Origin of the sequence: Bradyrhizobium frederickii, from assembly GCF_004570865.1 — a bacterium.
Lineage (GTDB): Bacteria > Pseudomonadota > Alphaproteobacteria > Rhizobiales > Xanthobacteraceae > Bradyrhizobium > Bradyrhizobium frederickii.
Genome location: NZ_SPQS01000007.1, coordinates 327,414 through 346,782 on the forward strand (window position 1 = coordinate 327,414; position 19,369 = coordinate 346,782).

General features: G+C 66.5%; 18 protein-coding genes and 1 pseudogene. 6 read left to right on the plus strand and 13 right to left on the minus strand.

All coding sequences use genetic code 11. The features are described from left to right. Positions 1-138: 138 nt before the first annotated feature. From E4K64_RS15035 to E4K64_RS15045, 3 genes are all read right to left on the minus strand, one after another. On the minus strand, positions 139-1,317 hold the full coding sequence (locus E4K64_RS15035) for an MFS transporter (protein ID WP_135164211.1): 1,179 nt from the start codon (positions 1,315-1,317) through the stop codon (positions 139-141). Positions 1,318-1,426: 109 nt separating this feature from the next. Continuing rightward, positions 1,427-2,788 carry an NAD(P)/FAD-dependent oxidoreductase gene (locus E4K64_RS15040; protein ID WP_135164212.1) on the minus strand — a complete coding sequence of 454 codons (1,362 nt, stop codon included), beginning with the start codon at positions 2,786-2,788 and terminating at the stop codon, positions 1,427-1,429. A 49-nt stretch (positions 2,789-2,837) separates the two neighbouring features. Continuing rightward, positions 2,838-3,155 (minus strand): ArsR/SmtB family transcription factor, encoded by a 318-nt coding sequence (locus tag E4K64_RS15045; RefSeq protein WP_135164213.1) that lies wholly within the window; start codon positions 3,153-3,155, stop codon positions 2,838-2,840. Positions 3,156-3,278: 123 nt separating this feature from the next. Here E4K64_RS15045 and E4K64_RS15050 point away from each other — a divergent pair, with 123 nt between their 5' ends. The 4 genes from E4K64_RS15050 (at position 3,279) to E4K64_RS15065 (ending at position 5,271) form a co-directional block, all read left to right on the plus strand. Further along, positions 3,279-3,638, plus strand: a complete 360-nt coding sequence (locus tag E4K64_RS15050; protein ID WP_135164214.1) for an ArsR/SmtB family transcription factor — start codon at positions 3,279-3,281, stop codon at positions 3,636-3,638. Next, positions 3,638-4,339, plus strand: a complete 702-nt coding sequence (locus E4K64_RS15055) for an aquaporin (RefSeq protein ID WP_135164215.1) — start codon at positions 3,638-3,640, stop codon at positions 4,337-4,339. The genes E4K64_RS15050 and E4K64_RS15055 overlap by 1 nt, the downstream gene beginning before the upstream one ends. Further along, the gene (gene arsC / locus E4K64_RS15060; protein ID WP_135164216.1) at positions 4,336-4,737 is read left to right on the plus strand and encodes an arsenate reductase (glutaredoxin); all 402 of its coding nucleotides are present in this window, start codon (positions 4,336-4,338) and stop codon (positions 4,735-4,737) included. The genes E4K64_RS15055 and arsC overlap by 4 nt, the downstream gene beginning before the upstream one ends. Positions 4,738-4,863: 126 nt before the next feature. Further along, a complete protein-coding gene (locus E4K64_RS15065; protein WP_135164217.1) occupies positions 4,864-5,271 on the plus strand; it encodes a GFA family protein in 408 nt (135 codons plus the stop codon). Between the two features lie 13 nt (positions 5,272-5,284). On the opposite strand, the gene E4K64_RS15070 is transcribed toward E4K64_RS15065, so the two are convergent. The 5 genes from E4K64_RS15070 to E4K64_RS15090 form a co-directional block, all read right to left on the minus strand. Beyond that, positions 5,285-8,473, minus strand: a complete 3,189-nt coding sequence (locus E4K64_RS15070; protein WP_135164218.1) for an efflux RND transporter permease subunit — start codon at positions 8,471-8,473, stop codon at positions 5,285-5,287. After that, entirely contained in the window at positions 8,470-9,891 is a 1,422-nt protein-coding gene (locus E4K64_RS15075; protein WP_135164219.1) for an efflux RND transporter periplasmic adaptor subunit, read from the minus strand. Before E4K64_RS15075 ends, E4K64_RS15070 begins: the two co-directional genes overlap by 4 nt. Positions 9,892-9,970: 79 nt before the next feature. Then, a complete protein-coding gene (locus tag E4K64_RS15080) occupies positions 9,971-10,363 on the minus strand; it encodes a FixH family protein (RefSeq protein WP_126256201.1) in 393 nt (130 codons plus the stop codon). Between the two features lie 104 nt (positions 10,364-10,467). Next, the gene (locus tag E4K64_RS15085) at positions 10,468-10,833 is read right to left on the minus strand and encodes a hypothetical protein (RefSeq protein WP_135164220.1); all 366 of its coding nucleotides are present in this window, start codon (positions 10,831-10,833) and stop codon (positions 10,468-10,470) included. A gap of 143 nt (positions 10,834-10,976) precedes the next feature. Further along, positions 10,977-11,804 carry an MBL fold metallo-hydrolase gene (locus tag E4K64_RS15090; RefSeq protein WP_135164221.1) on the minus strand — a complete coding sequence of 276 codons (828 nt, stop codon included), beginning with the start codon at positions 11,802-11,804 and terminating at the stop codon, positions 10,977-10,979. A gap of 95 nt (positions 11,805-11,899) precedes the next feature. Here E4K64_RS15090 and E4K64_RS15095 point away from each other — a divergent pair, with 95 nt between their 5' ends. Beyond that, positions 11,900-12,739 carry a LysR family transcriptional regulator gene (locus E4K64_RS15095; protein ID WP_135164222.1) on the plus strand — a complete coding sequence of 280 codons (840 nt, stop codon included), beginning with the start codon at positions 11,900-11,902 and terminating at the stop codon, positions 12,737-12,739. 8 nt (positions 12,740-12,747) lie between these two features. Here the strand turns inward: E4K64_RS15095 and E4K64_RS15100 are convergent, their stop codons facing one another. The 5 genes from E4K64_RS15100 to E4K64_RS15125 form a co-directional block, all read right to left on the minus strand. Then, positions 12,748-13,512, minus strand: a complete 765-nt coding sequence (locus tag E4K64_RS15100; protein ID WP_135164223.1) for a hypothetical protein — start codon at positions 13,510-13,512, stop codon at positions 12,748-12,750. Positions 13,513-13,708: 196 nt separating this feature from the next. Continuing rightward, positions 13,709-14,152 carry a hypothetical protein gene (locus tag E4K64_RS15110; RefSeq protein ID WP_135164224.1) on the minus strand — a complete coding sequence of 148 codons (444 nt, stop codon included), beginning with the start codon at positions 14,150-14,152 and terminating at the stop codon, positions 13,709-13,711. 26 nt (positions 14,153-14,178) lie between these two features. Beyond that, the gene (locus E4K64_RS15115) at positions 14,179-17,556 is read right to left on the minus strand and encodes a CHAT domain-containing protein (protein WP_235884679.1); all 3,378 of its coding nucleotides are present in this window, start codon (positions 17,554-17,556) and stop codon (positions 14,179-14,181) included. 254 nt (positions 17,557-17,810) lie between these two features. After that, positions 17,811-18,572 (minus strand): hypothetical protein, encoded by a 762-nt coding sequence (locus E4K64_RS15120; protein WP_126256208.1) that lies wholly within the window; start codon positions 18,570-18,572, stop codon positions 17,811-17,813. A gap of 16 nt (positions 18,573-18,588) precedes the next feature. After that, complete coding sequence (locus tag E4K64_RS15125) at positions 18,589-18,777, minus strand: hypothetical protein (RefSeq protein ID WP_126256209.1); 189 nt, start codon at positions 18,775-18,777, stop codon at positions 18,589-18,591. A gap of 253 nt (positions 18,778-19,030) precedes the next feature. Here E4K64_RS15125 and E4K64_RS15130 point away from each other — a divergent pair. Further along, positions 19,031-19,369 (plus strand): annotated as a pseudogene (locus E4K64_RS15130) (DUF2336 domain-containing protein); the annotation flags it as partial.

Here is a 19,369-nt window from a genome sequence, read left to right on the forward strand (position 1 = left end):
TTCATGAGCGGGGCCCTATTTGCGGCCGCGCCGTGGCACGCCAACCGGTCTGCCCTGAAAAGGTTCCCGACTGCGGGTCATGATCACGCGCACGCGGGGACTCTACACGCTGGTGTTTTCATGTTGGAGCGGGTGTGCTCACGATGGCCGCTTGCCGGAATGCCCTCTCCGCGCCCACAGCAGCGCCAGGGGCCCCAGCGCAATGCCGGCCGCGAGCACGATGAACACCAGCAGCCAGCCGCTCGCCCTCTGCGGACCGCCGGCGATGTCGAGCGCGACGCCGGTTCCCCAGGCGCCGAGCGCCGACAAGCCGAAGCCGACCGTCGAATGCAGGGCCAGGGTCGCGCCGCGATGCTCGGAGGTGGCCGCCGCCGACATGCCCGCGGTCAACGCACCTGAATCAGCGGGCACGGTCAGGCCGTAGATCATCAGCAGCAGCGCGAGCAGCCATGCCGGGGCCGTTGCGTTGAGGCCGATCGCCAGCGCGACGCAAGCCGACGCGATCATCACGACCGTGATGGCGCGATGCCGTCCGAATTTCAGGGCGGCCTCGTTGCCGAGGATGCTGGCGGGCATCGAGATCACCGCGAAGCAGAAGCTCATCAGCACCGGCGTCATCCAGGACGGCCCACCCTGATGCGCAACGACGAAAGTCCAGAACCCGACCAGCCAGGTGCGAATGCCGTAGAGCTCGAAGCAGTGGGCGCCGTAACCGAGGATGTAACCGAGCGCCTCGCGATTGGCGAGGACGGGCGCGAAGTTGAGAAGACGCCCGGACTTCGGCGCCGGCCGCCGTCCATCGATCAGGAGGCACGCGACCACCATCGCGATGGGACCGACGCCGGTGACGAAGAACGCGGTCCGCCACCCCCAGCGATCGGCGAGGATCTGCGCAACCAGGAACGACAGGCCGACGCCGACCGAGAAGCTCGAAGTGTACAGCGTCACCGCCCGCGAGGTGTCGCCGGCGGGCAACCGGTCCGTCAGCGCCTTCAGCCCCGGCATGTAGGCGCCGGCGAAGCCCAATCCTGCGAGCGACCAGATGATGGTGCCCGACCAGAATCCCTCGGCGAAGAAGCCGAAGGCGGCGGTCGCAAGCCCGCTGACGATGGAGCCCCAGAGCAGCACGATCCGCGCGTCGATGCGATCGGTCAGCGTCGTCAGCACCGGGACGGCCAGCATGTAGCCGAACGCATAGCCGCTCGCCATCAGGCCGCCTTCGGCGGCAGACAGCCCCCACGCCGGCATCAGATGCTGCGCCAAATTCGCGGACAGCGTCACGTGCGGCAGCAGATTGCCGAGCTGGCCGATGCACATTGCCGCAATCAGCGGTCCCCCGCTCAGGCTGCGAATGCTCTCCTCCCGTCTGGTGGGATCCTGTCTTGCGCGATCGCGGGAGCAGGAGCGCGCAGCCCAGCAATCCGCATCATGAACAGCCGCAGCCGGCGCCGCCTGCCTTCCTGGCATTTTCGTCGGCGGCGCAGCAGGCTGACGTCTCCTCCTTCGCCGGCCCCCCGCAGCATCCCGCACCCGGCGCCTCGACAACGCCGCGCGTGCAGACGCCGGTCTCCGGCAGCACGAGCTCGACCCGAGCGGCAGCCTTCTTGTCGCCGGCAAGGTCGGCCGCGATGGAGCGGACCTGCTCGTATCCGGTCATCATCAGGAAGGTCGGCGCGCGGCCGTAGGACTTCATGCCGGCGAGATAGAAGCCCGGTTCGGCGTGCGCGAGCTCGCGCGCGCCGTGCGGACGGACCGTGCCGCAGCTGTGCTCGTTGGGATCGATCAGCGGCGCGAGCGCGGCAGGCGCCTCGATGGCCGGATCGAGCCGCAGCCGCAGCTCGGACAGGAACGACAGATCGGGGCGAAAGCCGGTGGCGACGACGAGCTCATCCGCCACCACGCTGCGCGCACCGCAGCCGCCGCCAGCCGAAATCCTGAGGCGGCCTTCGGACTCCGAGAGGTGAGTGACACCGAATTGGCTCTCCACCCTGATCTTGCCTGCGGTCACGAGTGCGGCAAAGGCGGAGCCCAGCTCGCCGCGCGCGGCCAGCTTGTCATTGCGGCCGCCGCCGAAAGCCTTGGCCGGATCGGCGCCGCGCAACAGCCAGATCGCTTGCGTGCCCGGCACCTCGCCCGCGAGCTGCGCGAGATCGATCAGCGTACCGACGGCGGAATGGCCGGCACCGAGCACGGCGACGATCTTGCCGGCATATCTGGCGCGATCTGTGCCCCGCACATCCGGCATGCCATAGGCGATGCGGTCGGCGCGCTCGCGCTCGCCAATCGCGGGCAAGCCGTTGCTGCCGGCGGGGTTGGGGGAGAACCACGTGCCCGAGACATCGATAACGGCATCGGCACGCAGCACCTCGGGACCCCCGCCGTTCTGATAACGGATCTCGAACGGCGCCCGCTCCCTGCCCTTCGTTGTCGCCTTGTCGAAGCCGGCGCGGCTGATCGCCGTGACGCGGCTCGACGTGCGGATCGTCTCGCGCAGCGGCGTGCGCGTTGCGAGCGGCGTCAGATAGCGGTCGATCAGCTCGCCGCCGGTCGGATAGGACTGCGGGTCCGGCGAATTCCATCCTGTCGGCGCGAGCAGGCGCGCCGCCGCCTTGTCGATATTGTATTCCCATGGGGAGAACAGCTGGACATGCTGCCACTGGCGGATCGCGTGCGCGGCTTCAGGTCCGGCCTCGAGCACGATGGGAGACATGCCGCGTTCGAGCACATGTGCGGCGGCAGCGAAGCCAACCGGCCCTGCACCGATGACGGCGACCGTCTTGGCGTTCATTCCAGCTTCTCCTATATTTCTAGAATCATCGAATAAGCTCGCAAAGAGATCACGCCGCCGTTTGCGCTCCCTTGCATCCGGCTTCGTCGGCGCAGCATTCCGCCGCCAGGAAGGCGACCAGGCCGCGCATCGCGTCAAAGTTCGCGTGGCAGATCAGCGTGGTCGATTCCCTGACCTGGCTGACGAGTCCGACCGCGACCAGGGTCTTGATGTGATGCGACAGCGTCGAGGCCGGGATCTTCAGCTTCTCCTGCAGGCGGCCGACGGGCATGCCCGCGTGCCCGGCCCGGACCAGGGTCCGGTAGATCTGGAGCCGGGTTTGATTGCCCAGGGCTTCCAACCGTGCTGCTGCGTCGGCGATCTTCATGACGCTCATGCTGCACCTGTTCGCGCGCCCCGTCAAACCATATTTCTAGAATATTCGAATTATAGTGAGGCCGGCGAAGCGATTCAGGTTGACTCGGCCGGTTAGTTCCGTAAATCTGGATATATGGAAAATGAAGAAGCCGTCCTCGCCCTCGCCGCGCTGGCCCAGCCGACCCGCCTGGAGGCGTTCCGGACGCTGGTGAAGCACGAGCCCGACGGCCTTGCCGCCGGCGACCTCGCCCGCCTGCTGGAGGTTCCGCAGAATACGCTCTCCGCGCATCTGGCGATCCTGAGCCGGGCGCGCCTCGTCTCCTCCGAGCGGCACAGCCGTTCGATCGTCTACCGCGCCAATCTCGGCGAATTCCGCGACGTCGCGGTTTTCCTGTTGCGCGATTGCTGCGGCGGACGTCCCGAGGTCTGCAATCCCGTCGTCGAAACCCTGCAATCCTGCTGCTCGCCGAAACGGAACGAGCGAGTGCGCTGATGCAAACCTTCGACCTCTCGAGGCGATTTACAGCCGAAGCACTCGGCACCGGCATTCTCGTCGCCACGGTCGTCGGGTCCGGTATCATGGCGGAAACCCTGACCAAGGATGTTGCTCTTGCGCTGCTCTGCAATACCTTGCCGACCGGCGCCATTCTGGTGGTCCTGATCACCGTGCTCGGTCCGATCTCCGGCGCGCATTTCAATCCGGCGGTCACGCTGGTTTTCGCCGGCAAGCGCGAGCTGCCGGCGACCGAGGCCGCGTTCTACGGGATCGCGCAGATCGCCGGCGGCATCGCGGGAACGCTGGCCGCGCATTTGATGTTCGGACTGCCCCTGCTCGAGCTCTCGACGAAGGTCCGAACCGGAGGGCCGCAATGGTTCGCCGAGGCCGTCGCCGCCTTCGGGCTGGTGGCGACGATCCTGGCCGGCATCCGGTTTCAGCGGAATGCGGTGCCCTGGCTGGTGGGCCTTTACATCACGGCGGCCTATTGGTTCACGGCTTCCACGTCGTTCGCCAATCCGGCGGTGGCGATTGCGCGATCACTGACGAACACCTTTGCGGGCATCCGCCCCACCGACCTGCCCGGCTTCATCCTGGCCGAGCTTTGTGGAGCGCTTGCCGGCATGCTGCTGATGAACTGGCTGCTGGGACGCGGCGAGGCGCGCGGCCCAGTTCCAATTGCGGAGACAAGTCGATGAGCGTCACGATCTATCATAACCCCGCCTGCGGCACCTCGCGCAACACGCTGGCGATGATCCGGCAGAGCGGTGTCGAACCCGTCGTGATCGAGTATCTGAAGACGCCGCCCTCGCGCGAGACGCTCAAGCAGCTGATCGAGAAAATGGGCGTGCCGGTCCGCGCGCTGCTGCGCGAGAAAGGAACACCGTACAAGGAGCTCGGCCTCGACGATACCAAATGGTCCGACGACGAGCTGATCGATCAGATGCTCGCACATCCCATCCTCATCAACCGTCCGATCGTGGTGACGCCGAAGGGCACGCGCTTGTGCCGCCCCTCGGAAGCGGTCGTCGATCTCCTGGATCATCCGGTCGGCCGCTTCGTCAAGGAAGACGGCGAAGTGATCGAGGCGCGATAGACTGGCTTCGATGGCAGCAGCTGTCACGCGACAGTAGGACGCAAGCGCAAGACCGATTGCGCAATTGATGCCGCAAATCTCGAGAGCTATCGATCGGCAACGTCAATGCGCGATCGGGAGAGACGCATGAGCACCATCACGGGCGGCTGTCACTGCGGCGCAATCCGTTATGAGGTCGAAGGCGACGCGATCGTGCATGCGCTGTGCCATTGCCGCGATTGCCGGCTCCACTCCGGCGCTCCGGTTGTCGGCTGGACGATGTATCCGGACGTGGCCGTCAAGGTGACCAAGGGCGAGCCCAGGATCTACAGCTCGTCGGAACACGGTCGGCGGCATTTTTGCGGCAAGTGCGGCACCGGCCTGTTCTACGTCAATGCCAGCCTGATGCCCGGAATCATCGACATCCAGAGCGCGACCTACGACGATCCCGAGGCCGTGCCGCCCATGATGCACATTCAGGTCGCCGAGCGCCTGCGCTGGATGGAGCGCGCGCACGAACTGCCGACGTTCGAGCGCTATCCGCCGCAGCCGTAACACCTCGCTGATCTTACTCTGCCGCCTGCGAGGCCTGCATGGCGCGGGCCGCGTCGACCGCGTCGTCCTCGGCGAGCGCCGGCTGATTGCCGTCAGGCAGTCCCCGCCCCTTCACCAGGCCGAAGATCGCGGGGATCACGATCAGCGTCAGCAGCGTCGATGAGATCATCCCGCCGATCATCGGCAGCGCGATGCGTTGCATGATCTCCGATCCGGTTCCGGTGCTCCACATGATCGGCAGCAGGCCCGCCATGATGGCGACCACGGTCATCATCTTGGGCCGGACGCGCTCGACCGCGCCGACCATGATGGCGTCGTGGAGATCGGCCCGGCTGAAGACCCTGCCCTCGGTGTCGCGCCTCGCCTTCATCTCGGCCAGCGCGTGATCGAGGTAGATCAGCATCACGACGCCGGTCTCGGCGGCGACGCCGGCGAGCGCGATGAAGCCGACCGCGACGGCGACGGACAGGTTGAAGCCGAACCACCACATCATCCAGATGCCGCCGACCAGCGCGAACGGCAACGACAGCATCACGATCAGCGTCTCGGTCAGCGCCTTGAAATTCAGGAACAGCAGCAGGAAGATGATCGTCAGCGTCACGGGCACGACGATCTTGAGGCGCGCTGCCGCGCGCTGGAGATATTCGTACTGGCCGCTCCAGACCACATAGGTGCCGGCGGGAAACTGGATGCTCTCCGTCACCGCGCGTTGCGCGTCCGCGACGTAGCTGCCGATGTCGCGATCGCGGATGTCGACATAGATGTAGGTCGCGAGCTGGCCGATCTCGGTCCGGATCGAGGTCGGCCCGCGCGCCGGCTCGACCTTGGCGACCTCGCCGAGCGGGACGGCGCCGCCTGCCGGCATCGGCACCAGGATGTCGCTGGCGATCGCCTTGGGATTGTCGCGCAGGTCGCGCGGATAGCGCATGTTCACCGTGAAGCGCTGCCGGCCCTCCACGATCGTCGTCACCGTCTGGCCGCCGAGAGCGGCGGCGATGGTGTCCTGGACGTCCTGGATCAAAATGCCGTAGCGGGCGAGCGCCTCGCGGTCCGGGACGATCTCCAGATAATATCCGCCGATGCCCCGCTCGGCGTAGGCCGAGGAGGTGCCCGGCACGGTCTTGATCACGCGTTCGACCTGCCGCGCCAGCCGGTCGATCTCGACGAGGTCGGTGCCCATGACCTTGACGCCGACAGGGGTGCGGATGCCGGTCGAGAGCATGTCGATGCGCGCCTTGATCGGCATGGTCCAGGCGTTGGAGACGCCGGGGAATTGCAGCGCCTTGTCCATCTCCGCGATCAGACTGTCGACGGTGACGCCGGGGCGCCATTGCTCCTTCGGCTTCAGGTTGACGATGGTCTCGAACATCTCGGTCGGCGCCGGGTCGGTCGCGGTCGCCGCCCGCCCCGCCTTGCCGTAGACGGAGGCGACCTCGGGGAACGACTTGATGATGCGGTCCTGCATCTGCATCAGCTCGGCCGCCTTGGTCACGGAGATGCCGGGCAGCGTCGTCGGCATGTAGAGCAGCGTGCCCTCGTTCAGCGTCGGCATGAACTCGGTGCCGAGCTGGCGGGCCGGCCAGATCGTGACGGCGAGCACAGCGAGCGAGGCCAGGATCACCAGCGTCTTGGCGCGGAGCACGCCCTTGATCACGGGCCGGTAGATCCAGATCAGGAAGCGATTGATGATGTTCCGGCCCTCCGGCACGATTCGGCCGCGGACGAAGATCACCATCAGCGCCGGCACCAGGGTGACGGACAGGAGGGCCGCAGCGGCCATCGCGAACGTCTTGGTGAAGGCGAGCGGGCTGAACAGCCGCCCTTCCTGCGATTCCAGCGTGAAGATCGGCATGAACGACACGGTGATGATCAGCAGGCTGAAGAACAGCGCGGGCCCGACTTCGGACGCGGCCTCGACCAGGACCTGCACGCGAGACTGATCGGGCCTGGCGCGTTCGAGATGCTTGTGGGCGTTCTCGATCATGACGATCGCGGCATCCACCATGGCGCCGATCGCGATCGCGATGCCGCCGAGGCTCATGATGTTCGAGCCGAGGCCGAGCAGCTTCATGGCGCCGAACGCCATCAGCACGCCGACCGGCAGCATCAGGATCGCGACCAGCGCGCTGCGGACGTGGAGCAGGAACACGATGCAGACCAGCGCGACGACGATGCTCTCCTCGAACAGCGTATGCTTGAGCGTGTCGATGGCCGCGTAGATCAGGCTGGAGCGGTCGTAGACCGGGACGATCTCGACCGATTTCGGCAGGCTGCTCGCGATCTCCTTGAAGCGCCTTTTGACGTTCTCGATGACGTCGAGGGCGTTGACGCCGAAGCGCTGCAGCACGATGCCGCTTGCGACCTCGCCCTCGCCATTCAGCTCGGTGATGCCCCTGCGCTCGTCCGGTCCGAGCTCGACATTGGCGACGTCGCGGAGCAGCACCGGCGTGCCGTTGCTCGTCTTCAGAACGATGTTGCCGAGATCGTTGATGCTCTTGATGTAGCCCTTGCCGCGGATGACGTATTCGAACTCTGCGAGCTCGACGGTGCGCCCGCCGACATCGGCATTGCTGGCGCGGATGGCTTCACGGATCTTCTGCATGCTGATGCCGCGATCGCGCATCCGCTGCGGATCGAGCACCACGTTGTACTGCTTGACGAAGCCGCCGATGCTGGCGACCTCGGCGACGCCCTCGGCCTTGGCCAGCGCGAACTTCAGATTCCAGTCCTGGATCGAGCGGGTGTCCGCCAGGTTCAATTCCTTCGACAGGACCGCATACTGGTAGACCCAGCCGACGCCGGTCGCATCGGGACCGATGGTCGGGCTGACGCCGGCGGGAAGGCGCGACGCGGCGCCGTTCAAGAATTCCAGGACGCGCGAGCGCGCCCAGTAGATGTCGGTGCCGTCCTCGAAGATCACGTAGACGAACGAAACGCCGAAGAACGAGAAGCCGCGCACGACCTTCGATTTCGGCACGGTCAGCATCGCCGTGGTCAAGGGATAGGTGACCTGGTCCTCGATCACCTGCGGCGCCTGGCCGGGATATTCGGTGTAGACGATGACCTGGGTGTCCGAGAGGTCCGGGATCGCATCCAGCGGCAGATGGATCAGCGCATAGAGACCGGCCGCGGCTGCAAAGCCGGCGCCGAACAGCACCAGCAGCAGGTTGCGCGCCGACCAGGCGATGATGCGGGCGATCATTTGTGCTCCCCCGTCGCATGGCCAGGTGGGGAAGCCTGAGGCGCCGCCTCGGCAAAGCCCTTGAGCGCGGCCTTCAGATTGCTTTCCGCGTCGATCAGAAAGTTGGCGGATGTGACCACCGCCTCGCCATCCGCAAGTCCCTCCCGCACCTCGATGTAGCCGCCGCCGCGCCGGCCGAGCTTCACCTCACGCGGCTCGAAGCGCCCCTCGCCCTTGTCGACGAGGACGGCCTGACGCGTGCCGGTGTCGAGCACCGAGCTGTCCTGGATCGCCAGCACGGGCGCGCCATCGGCCGTGTCGATGTCGGCATCGACGTACATGTCCGGCAGCAGCGCCGCATCCAGATTGGCGAGCTCGATCCGAACGCGAACCGTCCTCGTCTCGCGGTTCACCTGCGGATAGACGACGGCGATCTTGCCGCTGAAGATACGGCCGGGAAAGCTCCGCGCGCGCACCGCCACGGACTGCCCCACCGCGATATGGCCGAGATCGCGCTCGGCGACGTCGACCAGCGCCCAGACCAGCGAGATATCAGCGATCCTGAACAGCACGTCGCCGGGATTGGCACGCATGCCTTCGATCGCGCTGCGCTCGAGCACGATGCCGTCGCGCGGCGCCGACCAATGGATGGTGACGGGCGCGACGCGCGTCTTCTCCATCTCGGCGATGACCGGCTCGGGCACGTCGAGATTGACCAGCCGTTGCCGCGAGCCGCGGCCGTACATCTCGACGCCGCCCACCGTCTTCGAAGTGATGGTCGCGAGATATTCCGCCGCGGCGGAGGCGACCGCCGAACTGTAGATCTCCATCAGGGGCTGGCCCGCCTTCACGCGCGTGCCGGTGGTGACGTCGGCGACCTTCTGCACGAAACTCTCGGCGCGCATCGCGATCACCGAGACGCGGCGCTCGTCGAGTTGGATCGTGCCCGGCGCCTTGACCGCGACGCGGATCGCGCGGCGTTCGACCGGCTCTGATTTCACGCCGGTGCGCTGGATCTTGCCCGGCGAGAGCTTCACCGTGCCGTCGTCGACCTCGTCGCCTTCGTAGACGGGAATATAGTTCATCCCCATCGGATCCTTCTTCGGCACCGGCGAGGTGTCGGGCAGGCCCATGGGATTACGGTAGTAGAGGATCTTTCGCGATGACGCCGCCTGCGCCGGCTTCGGGGCTGCCGGGGCTGCCTGATCGTCGTCGTAGACCGGCAGATAGTCCCGGCCGCGGTCGTCCTTCTTCGGGGCGGCGGACCAGAGCGGAGCGCCGCCCGGGTCGCGGTAATAGAGCGGAGCCCGGTTCGCCTGGGCCGCAGCCGGGGTCGCCTCGGCATGAACCGACCAGCTCCCCTCGTTCGAGAACCAGTACGCGCCCAAGGCGAGGCCGCCGCCGAGCGCGAGAATCGTCAGGAGACGCAGCGTCTTCATGGTGTGTCTTCGCGCGCCCGGCGCGCGTCCATCTGAGTGGGACGGAGGAGTTCGGACGCCGCGGGCGGCGTCCGCACGCTCACTTGGTTGCCGTGACGATCACCTTGCCGGTGACGGTCTCGGGCTCGCCCTGCACCTTGGCCGACAGCGTGACCTGGTAACGGCCGGCCATCGGCAGATCGGTCTTGAAGGCGTAGACGCCCGGCTCCTTCGAGGGCAGCGGCGCCACGGCCGATTCCATCTCGGCCATCCCGTCCGGGGCCATGTCGACGCGAGTCTTGAAGATGACGGCGTCCGCCACCGGCTTGCCGGTCTGCTTGTTGGTCAGGCGAACCGAAAGCGTGACGTCGTCGCCCTTCTTCATCTGCGCGTTGACGGGCTCGAAGGCATAGTCGCCGGCACCCGCCATGGCGGCGGAAGCGGCAAGCGAAAGGGTGGCGGCGAGAGCCGCTGTGCTGAATTTGGAAAGCATGGTCCTGTCCTCATGATCTGATCTTTCGCCGTGGCGCATGGCGCGCACGTCAGTCGTCGACGCGCGCAGGCAATGCCGCACGCGCGTCCTTGGGCTTGGCGAGATCAGATTCGAGGAGGCCGGAACGGAGGACTGCCGCCGCGGACGGAGACGACCTGGTCCTCAGGGATGGCGATCGTGCTCGCCGCAACGGCGAAACGGCCGAGGGCGACGGGCCTGACGTCATCGAGCGCAACGAGTCCGCCGACGCAGCAGAAGCCCATCCCGCATTTGTAGTCGCCGGTCTGGGACGGCGTTCCCTTCATGTCGGGACAGCAATCGTCCATCGCCATCTCGGCGTCGCCGCCCATCGGCATCGCCACCTGCATGTCGTCCGACGACATGGCAAGGCTGGAAGCGGACACGCCAGCCGGCAGCATCGCCAAGGATATGGCAATGGCGAATGCCAGGATGGTACGGACGAACCGCATCAAGATCGACTTACCTTTCGGGCCGCAACGCCTCCTTCCTAACATATCCCGGAGCCGGCGGCGCTGGTTGATCCGGATCAAGCATGCGTGACCAGGGGCCGGCTGTCCAGTTCGGCAAGTGGCTTCTCGCGGTGCCGCGGCCGCTAATGCCCTCCGCAGCGGCAGCGCTCGTAGTCGGCGGGATCGTGGCTGTTAACGATTGTCACGCGATCGCCGTGGTCTTGCTTCAGCGCGCGCAGCCGGGCCTGGTTGGCGATCCGCATGTTGCGGTCCATGTCGCCGCGGCGCTGGAAAAAGCCGAGCATCAAGGGCACACGCGGCGATGCGTCGAGCTGCGCGTGGTGGAAATAGCTGTCGCCGGCATGCAGCAGCCATTTGTCGCCTGAGCGCACCGCAATGCCGCAATGCCCGAGCGTATGGCCGGCGAGCGGGATCATCAGGATGTCCGCCTCCTTGTCGCCGAGCGCGCGCACGCCCTTGAAGCCGAACCAGTCCTCGCCGGCTTCGCCATAGAATGCCCAGCGCGGTCCGTGGCTCCATTGGCCCGTGACATAGCGCCCCTCGGGCGGCTCGGGTTTGCCCAGCACCGCCATGTCGTATTCGGCGCGATGGACGTGGATCGCCGCGTGGGGAAAGTCGGGCACGCCGCCGGCGTGATCGCGGTCGAGATGCGTCAACAGCAGGTGGCGCACGTCCTTGGGTGAATAGCCGAGCGCCCTCACCTGCTCGGCCGCCGTTTCCGCGGGACCGAGCCTTGGCGCGGTCTGCCGCACCCACCGCCGCCCAAGCCGCTCGGGCGCCGCGATGTCATCGAGGCCGATACCGGTGTCGACCAGGGCGAGCCCGTCATTCGTCTCCAGCAGCAGGCAGTGGCAGACCAGGCGGGCGCGCTGGAACAAGCCGCCGCTGCCATTCACCAGGCGGCGGCCGATCGGGCACATCGTGCCGGCGTTGAGATGGTGGATCTTCATCGCGTGTTCCTGCCGGTTGTGAGCAGGAGAGTTCTTGTCATCGTTCGATCCATAGGTAAAATATCAAGTATTGATATTATCTCTAGGCTAATCCTATGGATATCCGCGAGCTCCGCTACTTCGCCGCCGTCTACCGCGAACGCAATCTAACCGCCGCCGCGCGGGCTTGCTTCGTGTCGCAGCCCTCGATCTCGACCGCGATCACCAATCTGGAAGCCGAGCTCGGCACCACGCTGTTCATCCGGCACAAGAAGGGCGTGGCGCCGACCGCTTCGGCCGAGCAGTTTCACACGCTGGCCCGCCGCATCATCGACGAAACCGATGCGGCGCGCGGCCTGTTCAGGAAGCCGAGCACGAAGACCAATGTCACGCTGGGCCTGATGCGCACACTCGACGTGCCCCGGACCATCGCGCTGCTGAAGCCACTGACGGCGCGCAGCGACGTTTCGCTCCGGCTCGTCGGCAGCGACGAGCAGGCCGATGCACGCATCATCTCCAAGAGCATGCTGCGCAAGGACGAGCATTTCGTCCCGCTGTGGAGCGAGCGCTATGTCGCCGCGCTGCCGCCGTCGCATCCGCTGACGCTGAAGGACAAGCTTCGCACCGCCGATCTCGCCGGCGTACCGCTGATCGACCGCTGCCATTGCGAGCAAAGCGCGTTCTTCGGCCGCACGGCGCAGCAGCGCCAGACCGCGGCGATCGCGCAGTCGGAGGATTGGGCCGTCGCGCTGGTCGCCGCCGGCGTCGGCGTCGCCATCGTTCCGGAAGGCGTGGCGCGCGGCAATCCCGACATCGCCGTGCGCGAGATCGAGGCCAAGATCAAGCGCGAGGTCGGCCTCGCCTACCGCGCTTCAGTGCCGCTGGCGGATGCGCTGAAGGCGTTCGTCGGCAAGCTGCAGAAGCAGAGGCCGGCCCGGACCCCGCGCCGGGGTTGAAGGCTGGGCTATCCCAGCAAGCCCTTCAAGCCGGCATAGATGGAGCCGACGGCGGTCGCGGCGACGCCGGCCAGCGGGCCGACGGTCTGCATCAGGTCCTGGATCAAGCGGGCGCGGCGGCGCAGTTGCTCCTCGCCGACGTGCTGCCCGAGCAGGCGCGCCACGCGGAAGGCGAACGCGTTGGGCTTGCCGCCCTGGGTCAGCACGCGCGGCAGCACCTGGAAGATCACGACGCTGAGGATGTTTCCGGAGACGAAGGCAAGCAGGATGCTGGCTCCATATTCGAACACTTCGCGCCATTCGATCCAGGCTTCCGGCAGGATCGGAACATGATCGTGAATTCCCGTGACCGTCAGCATCGACAGGACGCTGACGGCTGCCGAAAGGAACGCCAGCACCAAGGCCGCCAAGGCCGAAACCCGGTGCAGCGGGTAGGCCGCGAATCCGAACAGCAGCGGTATGGCGATGGACGCGATCCGAAGCGGGATCGGCGACAGGTTGAAAGTGATGGTCACGAGCACGTGCGCGATCACCAGAAGAAGGGACGGTATCGCAACGTAGAGAACCGCATGCGTGGTGAAATAGCGCAGCGGATTCTTGTACCGTTCGAGCCGGACGTTGATCCGGTCGAGATCACGCCTGAGCCTGTCCAGATCGGCGACGATCTCTTCGATCTCGAGCAGGGTCGGCCGCACCACGCGCAGGTCGCGCGAGCAGTGCTTGCACGCGATGGCTTCGTCCTTGATCGTCTCGGCGCAGAACGGACATTCCATCGCTAACGCGAATGCCTCCGCCTCATGAAGGCCTCGGCCTCGTCTCTGGCCCGTTTCAGCTCGTCGCGCAGCTCCTGGCGCTTGCGCAGGAGATCGTCACGCTCCGCAATCAGCGTCGCGGGAACGGCGATGTCGCGCCCGCAGGACGCGCAGACAAGCGCCCCCTCCCCGGTCCCCGCCTGGCAGTAGGGACACCTCACTTGGGTGCGACCTTGAGCGTAAAGACGGTCGTGCCCGAACGGCCATCACTGTCCTTGATATCGACGCGCACCATGTATTCGCCGGGGGGCAGCTCCGCATCCTGCATGTTGATGCCGTCCGCCTTCACGAAGGGCTTGACCCGCGGGGTGAGGTCCACGTTCGGTGTCCGGAGAAAGATCATCTTGACCGACTCCGGATCGATCCTTGCCCCGCCATAGGACTGGAATTTCAAGACCAGCGGCAGAGGTGAACTCGCGGAATCGCCCGGCGAGACGAACTCGACCTTGGGGCCGCGCATGATGCCGCGTTGCTCCACGGCCACCGCGCCTTTCGGAGGCGGCAGCTTGGCTTCCTCCTCCGTGATCAATGGCGTGGCACGCGATGGTCCCGAGAACAACAGACCTGCGGCAACAACGCCCAGCAAGACATTCCGCTTCATTTTCCGTACCCCCCTTCCCCCGTTCGTCAACGCAGGCCGCCATCGCCGATGATCGTGTACGGCGCCCAGAACAGCGGATGCGCATAGGCAAACTCGGTCTTGCCCTCGCTGTTGAGATAGCCGGGGCCATCGACGAGGGCCATCGCCGCCTGGCGCAGCGCCTCGCTGCGCGACAGTTTCGGATCGTCGGCCTGCCGCTTGAACAGATCCGTCACCAATTGCCGCGCCGATTGCGAATGCACCGACCAGTTCGTCACCAGCAGCGCGCGCGTCCCGGCGTAGAAGAACGCGCGCCCGAGCCCGGATGCCGCCTCGGCCCCTGCGCCGGCGCCCGCGCCGGTGTTGCAGGCCGATAGGATCACCCAATCCGCATCGAGCTTGAGGCCGAGGATTTCCTCCATGGTCAGGAGGCCGTCGCCGCCTTCGCCCGTCACCGCCGGCGAGGACAAAGCGAGCGCCGGCTGCGTCAACCCGTTCAGCTCGCCGGGGACGAGACCGTGGGTGGCAAAGGCCAGGATCCTGAAGCCGGACAGATTCATGGTCTTCACCGCGCTCTCGGTGGCGTTCTTGCCGAGGAACAGCACCTTCGAGGGATCGGCCTGCAGCGCCAGCGCAATCGATTTCAGCTCGTCCGCGGTATCGGGAAGCCGGGGCAGCAAACCGAGCTCGGCGCTATCGACGCCGTCCAGCTTCGGACTGTTGCGCCGCTTCAGCGGGCCACCGCGCGTGACATTGCCGCCGGCGTCGGCGACCTGGATCTTCTCCCCGGCGCCGTCCGCCTCGGCCTGCTGGTCCCTGTTGAAATAGGGATCGCCGAAAGCGACGAGGTCGCCGCGGCCGGGCTTGCCCGGCGGCAATTGCCGGAGCGTGCGCAACGCCGCCGCGGACGGTACTGTCGACACGGCATGGGTTCGCGCCAGCCACGGCACGTTGCGATAGCCGACAAAGAGCGGGTCCTCGTCGGCAGCCACCTGTGCCGGCGCCGTGGGCAACAGGGACAGCGGCAGCAATCCGAGCGCGCCATTGGTCACGACGATGAGGTTCTTGGCCGGCTTCCATCCGCTCTCGACAGGTCTGAGCAGAAGATCGTAGAGCTCGTAGCCGAGCGCGAGGTCGAAGGGCGGAATGTCCGAGATCATCGCCGCCTGCGGCTCGAGGGCTTCGCGCAGCTTGCGGATCTTGCTCTCGATGTCGCCGATCTTGGCAGGCACGGCGGCGAACGCCACCGGTCCCGACTTCGGCACCGCCCAGACGAAGCTGCCGTTCTGGCCGAAATAGAACGACAGCATGGCCTCGTTGTCAGCCAGGGAAGCGCGGATCTCGGCGACACTCGGCGGCCGGGGCGAGACTAGATCGGCATAGATCGGGAATTTCTGCTTGATCTCCTGGCGCGCCTTGTCGCGCTGCCCGCGCAACGCTGTGATCGAGGCCTGGATCTGCGCAACGCCCTTCTCGTCCCGTTCCGCCGAAGGCAGGGCGAGCACATTGTTGAGCGTGCCGAGCTGGGCGTTGACCTGCTTGGTCAGATCCTGCTCCTTGCGCACGAGTTCGGAGAGCGCGGGATCCTTGGCCGCCGCACGCGCACTCGACGCCGCCAGCGCCTGCTGGACCGAACGGCCGCGGATCGCGTCGGCGAGGCTGAACGTCTCCTCGCCGACATCCTTGCCGGTCCCTTCGGCCCTGGCAAGCAGCATCAAATAGCTCTCGACGATGGTCTGCAGCCGCTGGCTGCGCGCGGCGACCACCGTCGTATTCTCGTCATCGGCGTTTTCGTTGGCGCCCGCCATCATGATCGGAATGGCGGCCTTGTACTCGCGGATCGCCTCGGCATCGCGCCTTGCGCGCATCAGGCCGACGGCCAGGGTGCCGCGCGCTGCCGCGGCGTCGAAATGATTTTCTCCGACCCGCGCGATCTGCTTCTTGACGAGCTGCTCGGCGGCGGCAATGCCCGCGTCGAGTTGCCCGGAGCCGTACAGCGACATGATGCGAGATGGATTGAGCTCGAACACCTGGCGGCGCTGCGGTTCCCAATTGGCGATCGCCCGGTCGATGCGTGCGAACAGCTCGTTTCCTTCGGCATTCTTGCGCTCGAGCGTCAGGATGCCGGCGAGCTGCGCCAGCAACTGCACCGTCGAATGGGAATCGTCCGGCACGCCGACGGTCCTGTTGATCTCCAGGGCGACACGGCCCAATTGCTCGGCTTCCTCGTAGCGGCCCTGCTCGACGAGAATTCCGGCGAGTCCCATCACGTAGCGCGGCGTCACCGGATTGTACTTGCCGGTATCCTTCAGGCGCGAGAGCAGCGCGCGGCGCGCGTCGACCTCGGCTTCGGCCAGCCGGCCCTGCCGCGCCTTCATGCGAGCCTGGCTGAGCACGAGGTTGTCGATTGCCTGCAGCATGACGGTCTCCGCCGGGGGATTGTCCGAGTCCATCACGCCCTTCATGCCCGCCCGCTTGCGCTGCTCGGACACGCGATAGGCGGCCTCGGCCTCCGCGAACTGCCCGCGCGCTTCGAAGATCAGGGCCCGTGTGGCTTCGAGCTCCCCTTCCCAGTTCTGTCCCAGGCGCGCGTAGGAAGCACGCCAGCCCGGAAGACCGCTGGTGCGCGCTTCCTGGATCACGGCCTGGGTGCGGCGCAGATAGGCTTCTGCCTGGGCGACATCGCCCATCTGGATGAGGTTGGCGGCGACGGACCTGTTGGCGCTCAATTGATAGCCCTTGGCCCCCTGCTGGGTGGCCGTCTCACGCAACAGGCGCTGGATGACCTCGAGCGATCGTTTTGGATCACCGGCTGCGGCGTATTGCATCGAGAGAAGCTGCTGCAGGCGGCCCATCATGTTGGCCTCGACCGCACCACGGCCGACCTCGACGGCCTTGCTGGCGTCGGCGATGGATTCGGCGAGCCGGCCGAGCTGCGCGCGCGCATTGGCGCGGTCGAAATAGAACTGCGCGAGATCCGCGCGGGATTCCTTTCCCGTCGGTGTCGAATCCGCGTCCGCCTTCAGCTCCGCGAGGAGTTTCGAGTCGGGCTTTTCGCTGTCGAGGATCGCGGTGATGTCGGCGATGGTGCGGGGCGGCGCGACGAAATCCTTCGGCAGCGCCGTGCCGGGTTCGAGCTTGGGTGCCGCTTCCTTGGGAAGCTCGACTGCGACGTTGGCGCGGCCATTGGCGGCATTCAGCGCCGCCATCACACAGGCTCTGACCTGAGGCGATGCCTTGGCGCGGCAGGCTTCGAGATTGGCGCCTCCGCCTGCGCGCATGCAGGCCTGCACGATCGGCTTGCCGACGCTCATCCGGCAATTCTCGATCGCCGCCTCCTTGGTCAGCGCGGCGGCCGAGCCGACCGATCCAAGCAGAATGGCAAGTGCCAGCAGGTGGCGCGGGGAAACATCCAGACGGCTCATGAAAGGACGCGCTGCGTCTAAGCTCATCTCGAAGAACCTTCGGATAAATGACTTTGAAGAAACGAGACAATCCTATCCCCCTGGCCGGGAAGGACAAGCGCTATCAATGCGGTTCCCGGACGCGCTCAAGAGGGGTTCGACGGCCCGTCCGGGCATGAGGGGCCAGGAATTGCGGGGGACAGCCGGGTCCGGCCCGGTCGCGCCGGCAAACCGCGGCACGATCGCCCGCGTTGACGGGCGGCGGGCCCGCGCGCTCAGCCCTTCGAGATGACCGCGCGGCCGTAGGGCGGTTGCGCCTGGACCGGCGGGTTGGCGGTCTGGGCGGCGAGTTCGCCGATCAGGCGGTCGGCATCGGCGGCCATGCCGTCGGGGGCCTGGATCACCAGCCGCTCCAGCGCCCAGCGGTAGGACGAGACACGCTGCTCCAGGCATTGCTGCACCCACTGCACGATCAGCGAGTTCTCCTGCATGCGCGCGACCGCATCGTCCCTCTCTCTCGGCGAGAGCGCGGAGACGCGGGCCATGCTGGCATCGCGCTTCCTGTCGAGGTCGATGACTCGGATCGCCGAGGCGAAGAACGGCTCGAAGCGGGTGATGTCGTTGCGCACGTCCTCGATCAGCTGCGCATAGCGCGAGGAGTGCGAGCGGTGCGGCTCGTCGATCAGCGTGCGTCCGTACATGGTGCGGTCGAACACGACCTTCTGCCGCCAGGGCGAGGGCAACGCCTTGTAGTCGCCGAACACGCTCTTCCATGCGGGGCGCGACAGCGGCGGCTCGATCATGGGATAAGCGAGGTCGCGCAGCTGGCGCTCCTCGTCGGTGAGCTGGAATTGCGACGGCCTCAGGCCGACGCTGGACGTGACCTCCGCGCCCAGCCAGCGATGCATGTCGTCGCTGCGCATGTCGGCGCGGGTGCGGCCGAAATCGCCGCCGCTGCACGCACCGAGCGTGGCGGCGAGCAGCGCGAGCAGGACGGCCGATCTGACGGGCCGGATCTGGCGGACGGTGTCCGGCATTGCATCAAGCCGGATGTCAGCGACGGCGACGACGGCGCCCCGGCGCGGTGCCCTGCTCAGGGTCGCGGTCGCCGCTGGTTTCATCTGCCTCGCGCTCGATACGGATGACGGGAAGGATCAGGATCGTTCCCATGTCCGGGCGCGGAGCGACATCCCCCGACGAGCCCACCCGGCGACCGGCCGGAAATTCAATGATGGTCCCCATGTCAGCTCTCTTCAATTGCCGCGCGACCGAACGCGCCCGTGCAACATGCAATTCATTAAGATCAGCTCATGGTTAACGGGGTGTAAACGTCGGGTTCGGACCGTAGCCGCACGGGCCGGCCGCTGCGTCCCGTTCAGGCACGAGATCGCTCCAAAGCGAGCGGTCGCCTTCACGCCTCGTTTTCCTTAACGAGCCTTTAAAGGAGCCTGCGCTAGGCTGGCGACGAGTATTTTTCCAGGTCGCGTATCTCTCCATGACCAAGTCGCTGTTTCCCGGATTCGACGGGCTGATGTCCCTCTCCCGTCGCGAAGGCGTCGATGTTCGGCCGACGCTGCTGCGCGTGCTGACCGACCTCTATGTCCAGACGCGCATCCACAGCGACGACGAGCAGCGTCAATTTACCGAGCTTGCGACACGGCTGATCGACCAGGTCGACGATGCGACGCGCGCGGCCGTCAAGGCCAAGCTCGCGATCTATCCGCAGACGCCCGTCCCGGTGCTGCAGAAGCTCGGGCTGGTCGCAGCCCAGGAAGGCCGCAGGGTTCCGCTCGCCCGCGAGATTCCGGCGCCCGCCCCGCCCCCCTCCCCGGCC